This is a genomic window from Sporosarcina sp. Y352, assembly GCF_056786535.1.
In genome coordinates this window covers 211,289-227,319 of sequence record NZ_JBXCJE010000005.1, presented here as the reverse complement: position 1 = coordinate 227,319, position 16,031 = coordinate 211,289, and the positions used below count along the sequence as shown (strand labels likewise).

Annotated in this window: 18 protein-coding genes; 12 read left to right on the top strand and 6 right to left on the bottom strand. The window is 42.8% G+C overall.

Annotated elements, in window-relative coordinates:
• Positions 1-54 precede the first annotated feature (54 nt).
• The 4 genes from AC1TO6_RS10970 to AC1TO6_RS10955 form a co-directional block, all read right to left on the bottom strand.
• Entirely contained in the window at positions 55-675 is a 621-nt protein-coding gene (locus AC1TO6_RS10970; RefSeq protein ID WP_482101634.1) for a SurA N-terminal domain-containing protein, read from the bottom strand.
• Positions 676-768: 93 nt separating this feature from the next.
• The gene (locus AC1TO6_RS10965) at positions 769-2,184 is read right to left on the bottom strand and encodes a sensor histidine kinase (protein ID WP_482101633.1); all 1,416 of its coding nucleotides are present in this window, start codon (positions 2,182-2,184) and stop codon (positions 769-771) included.
• Positions 2,181-2,885, bottom strand: coding sequence for a winged helix-turn-helix domain-containing protein (locus AC1TO6_RS10960; RefSeq protein ID WP_482101632.1), 705 nt, complete (start codon positions 2,883-2,885; stop codon positions 2,181-2,183). The genes AC1TO6_RS10965 and AC1TO6_RS10960 overlap by 4 nt, the downstream gene beginning before the upstream one ends.
• Before the next feature lie 114 nt (positions 2,886-2,999).
• Positions 3,000-4,166, bottom strand: coding sequence for a S1C family serine protease (locus AC1TO6_RS10955; RefSeq protein WP_482101631.1), 1,167 nt, complete (start codon positions 4,164-4,166; stop codon positions 3,000-3,002).
• Positions 4,167-4,451: 285 nt separating this feature from the next.
• On the opposite strand from AC1TO6_RS10955, the gene adh reads away from it, so the two are divergent.
• Positions 4,452-5,993 (top strand): aldehyde dehydrogenase, encoded by a 1,542-nt coding sequence (gene adh / locus AC1TO6_RS10950; RefSeq protein WP_482101630.1) that lies wholly within the window; start codon positions 4,452-4,454, stop codon positions 5,991-5,993.
• A gap of 24 nt (positions 5,994-6,017) precedes the next feature.
• Entirely contained in the window at positions 6,018-6,380 is a 363-nt protein-coding gene (locus AC1TO6_RS10945; RefSeq protein ID WP_482101629.1) for a DUF779 domain-containing protein, read from the top strand.
• Positions 6,381-6,432: 52 nt separating this feature from the next.
• On the opposite strand, the gene AC1TO6_RS10940 is transcribed toward AC1TO6_RS10945, so the two are convergent.
• Positions 6,433-6,825, bottom strand: coding sequence for a thiol-disulfide oxidoreductase DCC family protein (locus AC1TO6_RS10940; protein ID WP_482101628.1), 393 nt, complete (start codon positions 6,823-6,825; stop codon positions 6,433-6,435).
• A 199-nt stretch (positions 6,826-7,024) separates the two neighbouring features.
• Between AC1TO6_RS10940 and AC1TO6_RS10935 the strand changes: the two genes are divergently transcribed.
• From AC1TO6_RS10935 to bioB, 6 genes are all read left to right on the top strand, one after another.
• A complete protein-coding gene (locus AC1TO6_RS10935; RefSeq protein ID WP_482101627.1) occupies positions 7,025-7,207 on the top strand; it encodes a hypothetical protein in 183 nt (60 codons plus the stop codon).
• 182 nt (positions 7,208-7,389) lie between these two features.
• A complete protein-coding gene (lepB, locus tag AC1TO6_RS10930) occupies positions 7,390-8,016 on the top strand; it encodes a signal peptidase I (protein ID WP_482101626.1) in 627 nt (208 codons plus the stop codon).
• Positions 8,017-8,661: 645 nt separating this feature from the next.
• Positions 8,662-9,030: a hypothetical protein gene (locus AC1TO6_RS10925; RefSeq protein WP_482101625.1), complete on the top strand. Its 369-nt coding sequence runs from the start codon at positions 8,662-8,664 to the stop codon at positions 9,028-9,030.
• A 54-nt stretch (positions 9,031-9,084) separates the two neighbouring features.
• Positions 9,085-9,270 (top strand): histidine kinase, encoded by a 186-nt coding sequence (locus tag AC1TO6_RS10920; RefSeq protein ID WP_482101624.1) that lies wholly within the window; start codon positions 9,085-9,087, stop codon positions 9,268-9,270.
• A gap of 133 nt (positions 9,271-9,403) precedes the next feature.
• Complete coding sequence (locus tag AC1TO6_RS10915) at positions 9,404-10,000, top strand: biotin transporter BioY (protein ID WP_482101623.1); 597 nt, start codon at positions 9,404-9,406, stop codon at positions 9,998-10,000.
• Position 10,001: 1 nt separating this feature from the next.
• Entirely contained in the window at positions 10,002-11,006 is a 1,005-nt protein-coding gene (gene bioB / locus AC1TO6_RS10910; protein WP_482101622.1) for a biotin synthase BioB, read from the top strand.
• Positions 11,007-11,041: 35 nt separating this feature from the next.
• Here bioB and AC1TO6_RS10905 read toward each other — a convergent pair whose 3' ends face one another.
• Positions 11,042-11,626, bottom strand: coding sequence for a GNAT family N-acetyltransferase (locus tag AC1TO6_RS10905; protein ID WP_482101621.1), 585 nt, complete (start codon positions 11,624-11,626; stop codon positions 11,042-11,044).
• Between the two features lie 206 nt (positions 11,627-11,832).
• Here AC1TO6_RS10905 and AC1TO6_RS10900 point away from each other — a divergent pair, with 206 nt between their 5' ends.
• The 4 genes from AC1TO6_RS10900 to mcsB all read left to right on the top strand — a co-directional run bounded on the left by AC1TO6_RS10900 (position 11,833) and on the right by mcsB (position 15,871).
• Positions 11,833-13,533, top strand: a complete 1,701-nt coding sequence (locus tag AC1TO6_RS10900; protein WP_482101620.1) for a hypothetical protein — start codon at positions 11,833-11,835, stop codon at positions 13,531-13,533.
• A 202-nt stretch (positions 13,534-13,735) separates the two neighbouring features.
• Positions 13,736-14,206: a CtsR family transcriptional regulator gene (locus tag AC1TO6_RS10895; protein ID WP_482101619.1), complete on the top strand. Its 471-nt coding sequence runs from the start codon at positions 13,736-13,738 to the stop codon at positions 14,204-14,206.
• A 101-nt stretch (positions 14,207-14,307) separates the two neighbouring features.
• Positions 14,308-14,793: a UvrB/UvrC motif-containing protein gene (locus AC1TO6_RS10890; RefSeq protein WP_482101618.1), complete on the top strand. Its 486-nt coding sequence runs from the start codon at positions 14,308-14,310 to the stop codon at positions 14,791-14,793.
• Positions 14,783-15,871, top strand: coding sequence for a protein-arginine kinase McsB (gene mcsB, locus AC1TO6_RS10885; protein WP_482101617.1), 1,089 nt, complete (start codon positions 14,783-14,785; stop codon positions 15,869-15,871). Before AC1TO6_RS10890 ends, mcsB begins: the two co-directional genes overlap by 11 nt.
• Positions 15,872-16,031: the final 160 nt, after the last annotated feature.

The window sequence follows — 16,031 nt, the reverse complement described above, 5'->3', positions numbered from 1 at the left end:
TTGATTGAGTTATTTACTGGTTAAATTTTAGTTAATCAACAGACGGGGTATTGTTTATTCTTTTGATAACGAATTTTCGATTTCGTACGATGATCTTGCTTTATCCAACCACTCGACATACTTAGCTTGCAATTCCTGGTCGGATAAAAGTAGTTTTATTGTCTCTTTGTGATCAGCCAAGACAGGTTCAGCTTCGCCTTCTACTTGGAAAGACGCTTTATTCTCTTCGAAGTAGGCCTTAACTTTCTCGTCTGTTATATCTTTACCTGGTTCTAGCACTTTTTGGATGGACAAAAATTCTGTAATGTCTTCTTTGAATTGTTTTTCAGTCACGCCGATTTGCTCCAGTGCGGCAGTGAATGCCTCTTGCCCGCCACCACTTTCAACGTATTTCGCAAGTTCTGCATCTACTTCTTTATCAGTAACTTTTACTTTTTTCTTCTCCAGCTCAAGTGCAATCACTTTCTTGTCAATCATAGAATCGAGTGCTTCTTTTCCGGAAGATTGAACGAGTACGTCATACAGTTCATCTTTCGTTATTTTTTCATCACCGACCGTTGCTACCGTTTCATCTGTGGCTTTTGTTGCTTTAGCTTCTTGCGAACAGCCCGTTGCCACAAACATAATTGCGAGCAAGGCAACTGCCATTAAGAGTAAGTTCCTTTTTTTAGTCAAAATTAATTCCTCCAGTAGTTGATGTAAATTCATCCTACAGGATAGATATGAACAAACTATTAACAAGTCTGAAATGGGAAACAAAACAAGTATTTACTTTTCGATTTGGTGTGGAAATGACAAAGTGAACTTTGTGCCTTGTCCTTTTTCGCTGGTTACCTTGATTGTTCCGTTATGCATCCTAACGAGACTTTTCACAATCGACAAACCGAGGCCGAATTCACCATATGGATTGGTTGTCCGTGACACAATCGCTTTATAAAACCTGCCCCAAATTTTCTCGATATCTTCGGGGTCGATGCCGATACCGGTATCTTCAATTTCAATGACAGTGTTTTCCTCGCTTGTGTAGCCTCGAAGGTAGATAGCGCCACTTTCAGTGAACTGGATACTGTTTTTCGTAATATTGATCAATATCTGTGTGAGTCTATCGTAATCCGCATGCACGAACACGTTGGGTTCAACAGTAACGATAATTTTATTATTCCTTTCTGCTGCAACGCCTTCGAGCTGATCCTGAATGATTTCCAGCAATTCAATAAGCTGGATGTCTTGTTTGATCAATGTGACTTGGTTTGAACGAATTTTCTCGTAGTCTAGGTTTTCATTGACAAGCCGAATGAGTCTCATTGTCTCGTTCGTGGCTAGTTGCAGGCCTTTCACCTTTTCGGCTTCCGGTATCATATCGTTTCTTAAGCCTTCGATGATGCCTCTAATTGTCGTAAGAGGGGTCCGTAATTCATGGGATACATCAGCCATAAACTGACGTCGTCTGTTCTCAAGATTTTCAATCTCTTCCATAGAAGCATCTAATTGCTCAACCATTTCGTTAAAATCCCCGGCAAGTTCACCGATTTCGTCAACATTCGACCACGGTATCCGCACCGAATAATCGCCTTGTGCAACCGCGGATGTAGCCAGTTGAAGTCGTTTGATCCTTCTGACGTGGAAAGTCGATAAAATCCAACTGAGAAGTAGCGAAATTGCCAGTGCGATAAACGTCGTAATTAGCAAATAAGAATTCATCTGTGAAATAACTTCGCGAGAGCCTTTGATAGGGGATGTTAATAGAATCCCGCCGACAAACTGTTGCCCACGAATGTAAGGTAGGAGAACGAATGTAACGGCTTCATTGAAACGTTTAAAGTCTTGCTTAACGATAATTGTCTTACCGTTTTTGATATTTCGCCATTCTTCTTCACTTAAACTAATGAGCGGCGCATTTATGCCAGTTGAGTAAATGATGGCCGACTTTTCATCGAATAAGCTATATTGGATATCGCGAGCGTTCAGGACATCTCCATATGATTTTAAAATACGGTCCGAATTTCGCTGGTCTTGTTTGATGTCTCGTAAAATAGACTGCCCGTATATAGCCAGTTCTTCTGTTTTATTGTCATATACAAATCGCTCAACATAATGAGAAAACAGTAAGCTTAGTAGTAAAAATGCGATGACAATGACACTGAAGTGACTCATAAGTTGCTGGTAGAGGTATTTGATTTTCATTTGGTGACGTCACCCGCAGTTTCGTCGAATCGGTAGCCAACGCCCCATACTGTATGGAAAAAAGGAAGTTCTTCTGTTGCGATTTTCGTCCGAAGCCTCTTGATATGTACATCTACAGTTCGATCGTCACCGTAAAAGTCATAGCCCCAGACATTGTCGAGCAGCTGCTCGCGTGAGAAGACTTGTTTTGGATGTTGGGCAAAGTGAATCAGCAAATCGAATTCTTTTGGAGTTAGGTTTTGGATTCGCACGCCATCCCGTAAGACTTCGCGTGTGTTTGGATTAATTTTGAAATGTGCTGTTTCGACAATGCCGTCTTCTAACGGTTTGTCTTGTAGTGTCGAATACCTCCGAGTCACGGCTTTAATGCGGGCCATGAGTGCTAGTGGACTAAATGGTTTCGTAACATAGTCGTCCGCGCCCATTTCGAGCCCTAGTACCTGGTCTGATTCGCCGTCTTTTGCGGTCAGCATAATAATGGGTGTCGCAATAGCCTCCTGCCGAAGTTTACGGCAAATTGAAATACCGTCCATTCCGGGGAGCATCCAGTCGATGATGAGACAATCCCAGCCGTCCTGCTTTGCAAGTTCAAAACCTTCCAAACCATTTTTTACGAATGAACCATCTATTCCTTCTTTTGAAAAAAACAGCTCAATCATCTTGGAGACACTTTCGTTGTCTTCAATTACTAAGATTTTCATTGCAATACACCTCCTTACGCATTGTGTTCTACTAAACGTAAATCGAAATGGGGGAATTTGCAATTGCAAACACCTCTCCCTTGGCTAGTAGGAAGAGGTGAATGGCCGTATATTTTAATTTGCCGTGGAGACGTTGCTTGTAAGTGTAACTTCAATCGTTTTCAATTCTGCACCCCGATAAATTGTAAATGTTGCCTTGTCACCGACAGAAAGGTTGGAATACAAGAACTTTCGCAGATCCGCCGAGCCAAGAATTTCGGTACCATTTATCGCAGTTATGACATCTTCTACACGCAGTCCAGCTTTTCCTGCTGCCGATTGCGGATCAATTGAAGCGACAATCACGCCGCCTTTCACTTTCTCAGGAAGGTTTTGAAAATACGTGCGTGGTACTTGGTTGAAATCTGCTAGTCCGATGCCGATGTAAGGACGTTCAACTTCACCGTTCTTCGTCATTTCTTCGATTAACGGGACAACTTCATTACTTGGAATTGCAAAACCAAGTCCTTCAACGCCACTTTCGGAAATTTTTAGGCTGTTAATACCTATTACTTCACCGGCACTATTCAGAAGAGCACCACCACTGTTACCTGGATTAATCGCCGCGTCCGTTTGGATGACGTTCATTTCCCACTCGCCGGCAGATGTCTGTACATTAATGGAACGATCGACCGCACTTACAATACCTTGTGTGACTGTTCCGGAGAAGTCGAGGCCGAGCGGATTTCCGATTGCGATGACTTCATCCCCAGCACGAAGCTTGTCAGAATCGCCGAACTCCAAGGAGTTTTTTGCGTACTTCGCATCGATTGTCAAAACCGCAAGATCACTTAGCGCGTCTTTGCCTATCAGCTCAGCTGTCGCAACTTCTCCGCCTTCCAGTGATACTTCGATTTTCTCTGAACCTTCAATGACGTGGTTGTTTGTCACGATGAACGCTTTGTCCCCATCTATTTTATAGATAACGCCCGAACCGGTACCAGCTTGGGTGCTTTTGGTTTGTTGCGAAAATGGGTTTTGCGCATTTTGATAATTAAGAATCCCGACAATTGCATCCGATGAATTTTCGACCATATCGGAGAGTGATGTGGTTGTTGTCGCAGACGTTTGTTGCACATTATATGGAGCCGTTTCCGTAGTCGCGGGCGGTGACTCTGTCTGACTCGTCTTCAGAAAGTCTGTATTTGTAACAACTGCTATCGTCAATACGGAACCGATAATGCCAGCTCCGATGGTTGATAAAAATCTTTTACCTGATTTATTTTTGTTCTCTGTATCCATAATATCTTCCTCCTATTTAATCGATTAACCTAATCATAATAGGTAAATATGAACAAATTATTACGGAGGCATTAATAATTGATGAACATGTCGAATGATTTTTGAGTTTAGTAGTTGAAATAATTAGTATAGTCTGACAGAATGAGAGGACAAGCTTCTTTCTTTATGCCAGAAGATGTGTAAGCGCATACACTAATTTAATTCGGGTGGAAGTGCATACCGCAGAAGTTTGCAACGTATAGTGGCATTGCGTGTGAAAATCAGCTCACGGGGAGGAATGGTTAAATGGTACAAGCAGTAGAAAATGAGGTTTATGTATTTCCGAACACAAAAGGTGCAAAAGTGGATTTCAAGGAACGCTACGATAACTACATTGGCGGAAAATGGACAGCGCCAGCCAAGGGTGAATACTTTGATAATGTGACGCCGGTTACAGGCAAAGTATTTACACAAGTGGCACGTTCAACTGCAGCGGATATTGAACTAGCGCTGGATGCGGCACATGCTGCAAAAGACGCATGGGGTAAAACGTCAGTTACAGATCGCTCAAATATATTGCTCAAGATTGCTGATCGGATTGAGCAGAACTTGGAAATGCTTGCTGTTGCCGAAACGTGGGATAACGGAAAGGCAGTCCGTGAAACATTGAATGCGGATTTGCCACTTGCTATCGATCATTTCCGCTATTTTGCCGGTGCTATCCGGGCACAAGAAGGCGGAGTAAGCCAAATTGATAATGATACTGTGGCGTACCATTTCCATGAGCCGATTGGTGTCGTTGGACAAATTATACCTTGGAACTTCCCGATTCTAATGGCAGTGTGGAAACTCGCACCGGCACTCGCAGCAGGTAACTGTGTCGTGCTAAAGCCTGCTGAACAGACTCCGGCATCGATTCTCGTTCTCGTCGAACTGATTGGAGATCTATTGCCGCCTGGCGTTCTCAACGTCGTGAATGGTTTCGGTTTGGAAGCAGGAAAGCCGCTTGCATCGAGCCCGCGCATTGGTAAAATTGCGTTTACAGGTGAGACAACAACAGGACGTCTAATCATGCAGTATGCTTCACAAAATGCAATCCCTGTCACACTTGAGTTGGGTGGTAAATCACCGAATATTTTCTTTGAAGATGTCATGGAAGAAGACGATGCATTCTTGGATAAAGCGGTGGAAGGGTTTGTCATGTTTGCTCTTAACCAAGGGGAAGTATGTACATGTCCTTCACGTGCTTTAATCCAGGAATCGATTTACGATAAGTTTATGGAGCGTGCAATTGAGCGGGTAAAAGCGATTAAAACAGGAAATCCACTAGACCCGACTGTCATGATGGGCGCGCAAGCCTCGAATGAACAGCTCGAAAAAATTCTTTCTTATCTTGATATCGGAAAACAGGAAGGCGCAGAATGCTTAGTCGGCGGGGAGCAAAACAAGTTGGAGGGCGACTTGGAAGGCGGTTACTATGTCAAACCGACTGTCTTTAAAGGCAACAATAAAATGCGTATTTTCCAGGAAGAAATATTCGGGCCGGTTGTGTCCGTTACAACATTCAAAACCAAAGAAGAAGCACTTGAAATCGCGAATGATACGCTATATGGCCTTGGCTCTGCTGTTTGGACCCGCGACATGAACACAGCTTACCGTTTTGGCCGCGACATCCAAGCAGGCCGTGTCTGGACGAACTGTTATCATATGTATCCGGCACACGCTGCATTCGGTGGATACAAGGCGTCGGGAGTTGGACGTGAAAACCACTTAATGATGCTTAGTCACTACCAGCAAACTAAGAACATGTTAGTGAGCTATAGCGAAAACAAACAAGGGTTCTTTTAAGCGGTAAGAAAGGAGGGAGTGCGGATGACGGCGACGGAACGCGTCCTCGCAACTGACGCTGCACTTGAACTCATTGCGTTTTTAAAGGGAAAACACGGACCGCTGATGTTTCATCAGTCGGGTGGGTGCTGCGATGGTTCATCCCCCATGTGCTATCCGGACGGTGAACTAATACTGGGTGACCAGGACGTCCTTCTTGGCTACATTGGTGAAACACCGTTTTATATGCACAAAAACCAGTTCGAATACTGGAAGCATACACAGTTGATTATAGATGTTGTCCCGGGTCGCGGAGGCATGTTTTCACTTGAAGGAGTAGAAGGCAAACGTTTTCTGACTAGGTCACGCGCATTTACAGCTGAAGAGAATAAAGAACTGCAGGTTTAAATGAATAACGAAAGAGGGACCCGGAGATGTCTGGGTCCCTCTTTCGTGTTGGTCAAATAAATCGCTTGCGCTCATCGGGAGATGGCAGCATGCAGGCATCCTCTTTTTTACCGAACCATTTATAGCGATTCGCAGCGAAATAATCATAAACGCCGTTACGTATTATAGGCGGTACGAGTATAAATAGAAATAACAGATGCCATAGCCCATCCAACTTTTTCGCTATATGTAGCGCGGCAGAAGACTTCGTGTAAACCCGACCATTTTCAATTAGAACCAGGCTGTCTATCTCATCTGAAATGGCATATTGTTTACGAAGTTCCACCCCTTTTTCACTTTGCAATGAAGTGAAATGGAAATGGGCTGAAGGATCCCGCTTTATGATAAATTGCACACTTGCATCACAGAAATTACAATCGCCATCAAATAATATAATTCTTTTCATTTAGGAACCTCCTCGTTTAGCTATGCTATGTAGTTATAGTATATCCGTTGCGGTCTCTAAAAAAACATGCAACACTTAAAAGTTTACTTATTTCTGAATATTTAGTATAATGGTAGAAAGAGAAATCGAATGTTGTTGTATGTATAGCTATATTCCAGCGTAGTTCGCCACGGTTAAAATTGTGAGGAGGATGATATAAATGGAACGCTTATCTGTGGAGTCGTCTGAAATGGAACTTAGGCACAATCCAGATTTCATTGCTAAGTTAAAAATGATTGGCGAGGGAAGTCCGATTTATGATTCACCTGAAGAACTAGATGTAAAAAGGAAAGAGCCCCACGTATTCGATGACGATAAAGAAATCCCGAATGAAATCCAATAACTAAACCCAGGCACCACCAATCGCCTCAATTTGCATGTTCTCTGACAAAGAGAATGATGGTAGTTGAGGTGTTTTTCTTTGCCGAATTTCCAACTTCTATATGTTAATATCCCTGGAAAATAAGTATTCTAGTAAAACATCAACTAAACAGAGAATACTGTTTTCAGAAGGAGAGGGTGGATTTGAAAAAAATTAGTATAGTCGCGATTATGCTTTTCTTGGTGGCTTGTTCAGCGGAAACCATAACGGATGAAAACACAAAACCAGAAGTCGGGTTGATTGAAACCGCTGAAAACACAGCGTTAATAGAATGGCGTTCGGATGCAATGGATAGAGGAAATCATGATTATGACACAGTTGCTCATAGTGAACTGGTTGTGGACCTTGATTATTCGGATGTGAATCGCGGGGATGTAATTTACTATAAAACCCCTACCGCTGTCCTAAAACGTTACCCTCAGTCGCCTGAAAACTATATTGGAAGGGTAGTTGGTTTGCCAGGAGAGATTGTTGAAATAAAAAAAGGACAAGTTTTTATTGATGATAAAATATTAGATACTTTTTATGCGAAAGCTACGATATTGGGCATGGAAGAAGAAGCATATTTTAAAAGAAAGAACACGCTCGAAAGCGTAAATATAGAATCTACCAAGAACTATTTCGCGACTAATATGGATCCCGTAAAAGTGATGGAAGACACCATATTTGTTTTAGTGGATCAATGGTGGAGAGGGACAGATAGTAGAGAGTTCGGGGTATTACCGCTAGATAGCGTGGAAGGCAAAGTTTTAGGATATGTGAAAAAATAAATCTACAAAAGCAAATAAAATAGTAGTGAGTTAAATAGGTGGGAATAAAGATATCCTCATACAACGCTTTGGCGCTCTGGGAGTTCATTATCGAGAGAGCTATGATTCGGATTGTGGATTGTATATCGCTTGGCGCTTTGGGGATGCCTCTGACCCTGAGCCTGGATTAACGCTCCGCATCCAGTCTCAGGGCTTCGGCTACCCCTTTGCCGCGCCTGCGCTGAAGTGTTCATAATCGATAGAGTTGTGATTTTAGGGATGTATATCCTGAGAATATGATGTGATTTAATTCGAAGAAGTACGCACTATAGGTTGCAGATTTCACCCCTAACAACGAAATGCGCTTTCTAACATAGACAATCCAGCGAAGGCGCGACTTCGTGGTAGCCGAAGCGATAAGACTGAAAGTGAACTTCTTTCCGGCTTATCGCGAGAGGCATCCACAAAGCGCAAAGCGGTATTAGCATGATTTCTGAATCCATCCATTGTATTGGGACTGATGTTAACCACATTCGCTTGCTTGAGCAAAGCGAATTTTAATCCCAGATAACAAAATACGTTTTCTGATATTCCTTACCGCCCGTAGAGTCTATCGCCCGTTTGTCCTCCTACTTTTCACATCTAATATAAGGAGGAGGTGATAGTATGATGCAACAAGGTAATTGGCATCACGGTAATCAAATGCATCACGGCCATCAAATGCATCACGGCAATCAGATGTACCCAGGCAATATGGGTGCCGGACAGGTGCAACCGGTCGTATGCCCAACGCAGTATCGTTGTCACGATCAATTTGTTCCACAAGAAGTACCTTTTATCCATCCGATCGTTAATGTGAATCGGGTTCATACCGTTCAAATTCCGCGTCACTATTACACAGAAACGACACAAGACGTTATGGGTCAAACACTGCCCGCCCAACCTGGTTATGGTCCGGGCATGGATGGCTATGGTCCGCAAGTAGGCGGTATCGGTTCACGGCATGGCTGTGGAAGACGTCGTCGTCGTAGATAAGGTAGTGTTATGGTAGAATAAAACTACCATAACTCTATACAGTAGGTGAATTTGTTGAAAGCTTTTAAATTTGTCATTCCCATTATGTTACTAGTTGGCGGATTCGGCTGGATGAAGTTGACGAAAGAATACCAAGAAGTGCCCGAGTTAACGCGCTTGGCTATCATAATCGGTGCGATGATTGTGAGCGGGGTCATTTCTTACTTTTTATTTCCAAAAGATGAAGGCGAAAAATCCTAAATTCGATCGATGGCGAATATGCTGTCGGTCTTTTTTTATGCGCATTTGTGTTAACCCTTAATAATATTAGGTTGACACATAATGTGTTATCTACTATTCTATTAAAGATAACACAAACTTAAGGGGTGTACTTATGACAACAGTTGCAGTAAAAACAAACAGTAAAATTGTAATGAGCCCACTAACACTTGTCTACAGTGGCATGTTCGCAGCACTGATGATGATTGGAGCCAATATTACAGCATTTTTACCATTTCTTGTAGTTGGCGGAGTACCGATTACATTACAAACCTTTTTCGCGATTCTTGCAGGACTTATTCTTGGCAGTCGCAGAGGCGCGCTGGCAATGACGGTCTACATGTTCATCGGGCTTGCGGGGGCGCCCGTATTTGCAAGATTCGGAGGCGGTTTTGGATCGATTATCAGTCCGACATTCGGATTTGTCGTCTCTTTCATTTTCGTTGCATTCATTGCCGGAAAAATTGTTGAGAAGAACGGAAAGCTTCATGGATATATTATCGCGGCACTCGTTGGAATGTCTGTGAACTATCTATTTGGTACGAACTGGATGTATTATGCCTATAAGTTTTGGGCTGCGGCTCCAGATGCGTTCACGTACAAAGTGGCGTGGTTATGGATGGTTCCACCATTGCCGAAAGATATTATTCTTGCAGTTCTTGGCGGAATGTTTGGACATCGTATGTATAAAGTATTGAAAGTGAGGCGCTAATATGACGAAGTATACTGATTTAGCTGAACGTGTTCTAGAAGGACATGTCTTAACGGATGAGGAAGCACTCTCCATATTGGATAGTCCTGATGAGGAATTACTCTTACTCTTGCATGCGGCATATACAATTCGGAAACAGTATTATGGGAATAAAGTGAAACTTAATATGATAATGAATACGAAATCGGGCTTATGCGCGGAAAACTGCGGGTATTGTGCGCAGTCGATTATTTCGACAGCGCCAATCGAAAAGTATTCCATGATGAAAAAAGAAGAAATTGTAGCGGGTGCGACAAGGGCGGCCGAATTGAATGCGGGAACCTACTGTATCGTGGCGAGCGGTAGGGGTCCTGTGAATCGTGAACTCGAAATCGTTATTGATTCTGTGAAAGAAATTAAGTCGAAGCATGAACATATGACCGTTTGTGCATGTCTCGGACTTTTGAAACCGGAACAGGCAAAACGATTGAAAGAAGCCGGCGTCGACCGCTACAACCACAACATTAATACTTCAGCTGAGCACCATGAAAGTATTACGACATCCCATACATATGAGGATCGTGTAAATACAGTGGATCTTGTGAAGGAATCGGGTATTTCACCGTGTTCGGGTGTAATTATCGGTATGCGTGAGACAAAACAAGATGTCGTTTCCATGGCGCGTAGTCTGTACGCAATGGACGCAGATTCAATTCCAGTCAATTTTTTACATGCCGTAGATGGCACGCCCCTTGGTGGTACGGACGAATTAACACCACGTTATTGCTTGAAAGTACTGTGTTTGTTCAGGTTTATCAACCCTACAAAAGAAATTAGGATTTCAGGTGGGCGAGAAGTGAATTTACGCAGTCTACAACCGTTTGGTTTATACCCAGCAAACTCAATTTTCATCGGAGATTATTTAACAACGGCTGGACAGGAAAGCGATTGGGATCGTAAAATGCTGGAAGACTTAGGATTCGAAGTAGATTTGGAACCTTTGGAGAAAGAAATGATTAAGGCATAAAAAATGGACTTCCCATTCCAAAGGGAAGTCCATTTTTATTCGGATGTATCGAAAGGTTGAAGAATATCGCGTTTGCCCTTCGTGTGAAAAACAAGTACTTTATCGGTCGGGTCGTACTTTTGACCGTAAAAAGTTTCATCTTTGTATGTGTGAATTTCATCGTACGTCTGAGTCATTGCGTTGTAGATTTCTTCTTCGCCTGAATCAGTAGGCGACCAGTATAAAATTTCGAGCACTGTGTTTTCACCCGTAGCCAGAGAGCGGCGGTTATAGCCGATGCGCTGTGCATGTGAGAACGCTTCGCGTGAGTAAAACTTAAGTCGTTTAGCTGTATCTGTATCTTCATAGTCGACTGGCTCCACTTCTAGGAGGATCGGTTTATTTTTGGACTTTAACATTGTCAACAATTTACCGCCAAGTCCCATACCGCGTGATTGTGTGGAAACAAACAAATAATCTACGAAGATGAATTTTTCGAACTCAACATACATGAGCACATGATGTGGTCCTTCGTCTTTTTTGTAGACACTTTTCTTATCCAACAGCAACGCGTCCATATGTTCCTTTGACTTCATCTCTTCAACGGGGAAGTATTCATTTAACTTCTCGTACCAATTCAAAATGTATTGCCTCCAATGGTTTATTTACTGGATTGTAAGACCGAGGAAAAAAGAAGGGCAAGAAAAATCCTCTATTGCTCTGTTTACCCATATATTCAAAATGATAAACTTTTTTCATCTTCAATCCGAAAAATGAAACTATTTTGCTGATAGTCCGTATACTAACTATCAGCAAAAAATATTCAAGATGGAAAAGGGTGTATTTTATGCTTAACTTACTATTATTTTCTATAATTACGGGCGTTGTATTCAGTTTATTAATCGTACCTTTTATCCTCAGCAGTCAAACGAAACGTGTCACAGATGATGCGCAAACGCCGATTGCCTTCAATAGAGGTGCCGCAATAGCTACAGTAGCGATTATCTCTGCTATTTTGGTATTTTTGTTTTACTATTTGACTAATATGGATCGCAACTGGACGTCGCTTTGGATTGCGTTTCTAGTCGTTACACTTCTAGGAGCCATTTCCGCTGGCGGTAAAGATCGTAAAGTGAAAGGTATTTTGTTCCTGGGCGCACTTGTGTTTGGCGTTTATATTTTAAGTGCTCCGCTATTCAATGCCGATAAGAAATACAAAGCGGTTGAGATGGACCAGAAAGTTGAAATCACAGCTTTTGACGAAACGAAAACGCCAGCAAGTGTCCCTCCGAAATTTGCAAGAAATAAAATGAAGAAAGCGTTCGGGCAAGTACCGAATACAAGTTATTATGAACTTGGCAGTCTGCAGATTCAAAAAGTAGATGGTAAATTCGTCTACATTGCACCCGTTGAGTTTTCTGGCTTTTTTAAATGGCTAAATGCGGATACAACTCCGGGCTATTTCACGATGAGCGCGACGGATTCAGCAGATAATCCTAAATTTGTGGAAGCAGAAATGGCTTACACGCCATCGTCATTCTTCCATAAGCAAGTTGAGCGTCATATACGGATGAAAATGCCGAACCTCATCTTTTATGGAGATGTACAACTCGAAATTGATGATGAAGGAAAGCCGCATTATATACGTTCATACGGTGAATTCATCAGCGCACGTAATGGTTTTGACGTAAAGGGAATTGTAGTCGTTAATCCTGAGAGTGGTAGTGTGAAGAAATATTCGCTAAAAGATGTTCCGGAATATATTGATGGCGCTGTTTCACCTGAAGCTGTCAGTTTGCAGAACAGCTATTTCGGTAACTATATCCATGGTTTCTGGAATTCAATCATTGGGAAGAAAGACGTTAAACTACCGTCTGATGAAGGAACAGAGGCGAATGTCAGTCCAATCTTCGATGAAGATGGCCATATGTATTACTTCACCGATTTCACTAGCCCGAAAGAAGGCGTCGATTCGATGCTAGGCTATGCGTTGACTGACGGGAGAACAGGTATAGCCACATATTATACAGGTAATCTAGAAGAGTCCTATATGGATTCTCAAGGAGCACTTCAAATCATAGAAAAGAAATTCATAGAAAAGAAATGGTCGGGAGAAATGCCAGTCTTGTATAACTTCTACGGAGAAGCTAGCTGGTTGACACCGGTACTCGATTCAAATGGATTCCTACAAAATTACTTCATCGTATCAGCAGCGAATCCGGAGATTTCGGTCTACGGAAATACGCCAAATGAAGCGTTAAAGTTATATAAAACAGCTCTTCAACGCGGAAGTAGCAGTGTGGATGGCAGTTCAGGCGCCGAAGAGGCGAAGGTGGCGGTAACTGTCGTGCGTGTCTTTAAAGAACGCGTTGGCGACTTTACACTGATTTCATTTTTAGCGGAGGATGGACGTAACTTCATCGTTTCTTCTGAAACTGTGCCGCTTGCCATTTATATTCAAGCAGGCGATAAACTTGCCGTAACGTATTTAGAAACGGGAGAACTATTCTTGCCGGTCAAAGAATTGACGAATGTTAGCGTGGAATAGAGGGTAAAGGAGTGTAAGGCTATACGCCTTGCACTCCATTTTTTTGTTTAGAGACTAAAAGAACACCTACTATGCCGATGCTAAGGGAATCCCCTCCTTCTTGGTGCATATCGATTGCAGTGCGAACAGAGAGTCCTGTACAATCAAGTCAAAGATAGTCAAAGTCAACGGCTTATTCCCCCAGTAGGAAAGAGGTGAGGACATGCGAAACATTTCCGACATTATAGAAGGATATTTGAAGGCAATAATCGAAGAGGAACAGTGTGGAACGATTGAAATTAAGCGCAATGAAGTTGCAGAAAAATTCCAGTGCGTACCATCGCAGATCAACTACGTCATTAAGACCCGTTTTACAGCGGAAAGAGGATATGCAGTTGAGTCTAAGCGAGGTGGCGGTGGTTATATACGCATATTCCGCGTGCAGGCAAATTCTCGTAAAGAATTAATTGAACATATTCTAGAGGGTATCCAGTCAGGAGCCTCCTTTACAATGGCCCTGGATGTCGTCTACAGACTAATTGAGGAAGACGTTATATCTGAGCGCGAGTCAAAGCTTATTCTCGCCGCTGTCGATCGAACAACAATCCATCAGCCACTTCCCGAACGTGATATTATACGTGCACGTATTTTGCAAGCGATGCTTTTGACGCTCATTTACGAGCAACTAAATTGATTGATAATCTAACTGATTTGAGGTGACTTTCAATGATATGTGAAAATTGTAAAGAACGGCCCGCATCCGTCAGCATCACTCAAGAAAGCGTGGTCGGATCCATGGAACATCATTTATGTGAGAAGTGCGCCTTCCAATCACATACATTAATTTTTGATCCTAATCAGGAACCGCTGTCGATTCAACAATTTCTATCGCACTGGTTTAGCGGTTCAGAATCATTCCAGGAACAACAGCCGGCAAGAGGGGAACAGTTGACAGGACCTGAATGTCCTTCATGCGGTTTGACGTTCCCGAAATTTCTCGATATCGGTAAGTTTGGCTGTGCGGCCTGTTACGACACGTTCCGCGAAAGCCTTCCATATGTTTTTGGGAAACTGCACAACGGACGTTCATCACATACGGGTAAAATCCCAGTGTCTTTTAATGAGCTATATGCCGTTAAAAAGAAGATTGATGAGATTCGGGTCAAAATGAAAGATGCTGTAGAAGCCGAACGTTTTGAAGAAGCAGCAGAATTACGTGACGAAGCGAATACACTCAAGCAACACCTTTCACATGGAGGTGAAGAAAACGATGTCGATTGAAAAGTTCATGCGTAATGCGGTAACCACCTGGATGACAGCTTATGGAGAAAACTCAGATATCGTATTATCTACGCGGGTTCGGCTTGCACGTAATTTAACAGGCTATCGTTTTCCAATCGCCATCACGGAAGAAGAGGCTATGGCGGTTGACAGGGCGGTTACAGGCGTCTTGCTTGATGCTGTAGAAAACGGGTATACCTACACCAAGATGTCGGAACTTCCAGCACTGGAACGACAAGTGCTCGTTGAGAAGCATTTAATCAGTCCGCAACTTGCAGCACCTAATAGGCACGGGGCTGTCTTGTTATCGGAAGATGAGACGGTGAGTGTCATGGTCAATGAAGAAGACCATATTCGGATTCAATGCATCTGTCCAGGGCTCCAGCTAGAGGATGCCTACAAAAAGGCGGACCAAGTAGATGATTATTTGGAAAAAGAACTACCATACGCGTTTGATGAGGATTTCGGTTTTTTGACAAGTTGTCCGTCAAATACGGGAACCGGCATGCGCGCATCAGTTATGATGCATTTGCCGGCACTTACCATTACCAAACAAATCGAACGTATTATTCCGGCTATTTCGCGACTTGGCATGATTGTCCGTGGAAGTTATGGAGAGGGAAGCGAAGCGCCAGGAAATATCTATCAAGTATCAAATCAGACAACGCTTGGTAAAACGGAGCAGGAGATATTGGAAGACCTCAGGAACATTACATCTCGCCTGATTGCTCATGAACGTAAGTCACGGGAGTTGTTACTTGCAAAGTCACGGATTTCACTTGAGAACAGGCTATTTCGTTCGCTCGGCACAATCAGCTATGCACGTCTGTTACCGTCAGGAGAAGCCGCTCGATGTCTGTCCGACGTCAGGCTCGGAATCGATTTAGGTATTATCCAGGACGTTGATGTGTCGATCTTAAATGAGTTGATGATATTTATGCAACCGGGTTTTTTGCAGCAATATGCGAGTACGGAGTTATCCCAGGAAGAACGGGATATCTTCAGGGCAAAATTGTTCCGCGAACGGCTTAACGTGGAAAGAACAGTGCCGCCGGTTGAAAAAGAAGCGGAAGAGTGAGCAACTATTTTGCACATTATCTGAGGTTTCTGTATAGTCAGGTCAAAGATAGTCAAAGTCAATTTCTCTAATAAAGGAGTTCTGACGTTACCAGTTGAATACGTATAATTAGGATGGTTGTTTTATCGCTCCATTCTAATATTTATAATTCAATTGAGTA

Bases quoted from the DNA above. Each gene is read 5' to 3' on its own strand.
- AC1TO6_RS10965 (WP_482101633.1), bottom strand. From the start codon at position 2,184: ATGAAAATCAAATACCTCTACCAGCAACTTATGAGTCACTTCAGTGTC.
- AC1TO6_RS10960 (WP_482101632.1), bottom strand. From the start codon at position 2,885: ATGAAAATCTTAGTAATTGAAGACAACGAAAGTGTCTCCAAGATGATT.
- AC1TO6_RS10955 (WP_482101631.1), bottom strand. From the start codon at position 4,166: ATGGATACAGAGAACAAAAATAAATCAGGTAAAAGATTTTTATCAACC.
- adh (WP_482101630.1), top strand. From the start codon at position 4,452: ATGGTACAAGCAGTAGAAAATGAGGTTTATGTATTTCCGAACACAAAA.
- AC1TO6_RS10945 (WP_482101629.1), top strand. From the start codon at position 6,018: ATGACGGCGACGGAACGCGTCCTCGCAACTGACGCTGCACTTGAACTC.
- AC1TO6_RS10940 (WP_482101628.1), bottom strand. From the start codon at position 6,825: ATGAAAAGAATTATATTATTTGATGGCGATTGTAATTTCTGTGATGCA.
- AC1TO6_RS10935 (WP_482101627.1), top strand. From the start codon at position 7,025: ATGGAACGCTTATCTGTGGAGTCGTCTGAAATGGAACTTAGGCACAAT.
- AC1TO6_RS10925 (WP_482101625.1), top strand. From the start codon at position 8,662: ATGATGCAACAAGGTAATTGGCATCACGGTAATCAAATGCATCACGGC.
- AC1TO6_RS10915 (WP_482101623.1), top strand. From the start codon at position 9,404: ATGACAACAGTTGCAGTAAAAACAAACAGTAAAATTGTAATGAGCCCA.
- bioB (WP_482101622.1), top strand. From the start codon at position 10,002: ATGACGAAGTATACTGATTTAGCTGAACGTGTTCTAGAAGGACATGTC.
- AC1TO6_RS10900 (WP_482101620.1), top strand. From the start codon at position 11,833: ATGCTTAACTTACTATTATTTTCTATAATTACGGGCGTTGTATTCAGT.
- AC1TO6_RS10895 (WP_482101619.1), top strand. From the start codon at position 13,736: ATGCGAAACATTTCCGACATTATAGAAGGATATTTGAAGGCAATAATC.
- AC1TO6_RS10890 (WP_482101618.1), top strand. From the start codon at position 14,308: ATGGAACATCATTTATGTGAGAAGTGCGCCTTCCAATCACATACATTA.
- mcsB (WP_482101617.1), top strand. From the start codon at position 14,783: ATGTCGATTGAAAAGTTCATGCGTAATGCGGTAACCACCTGGATGACA.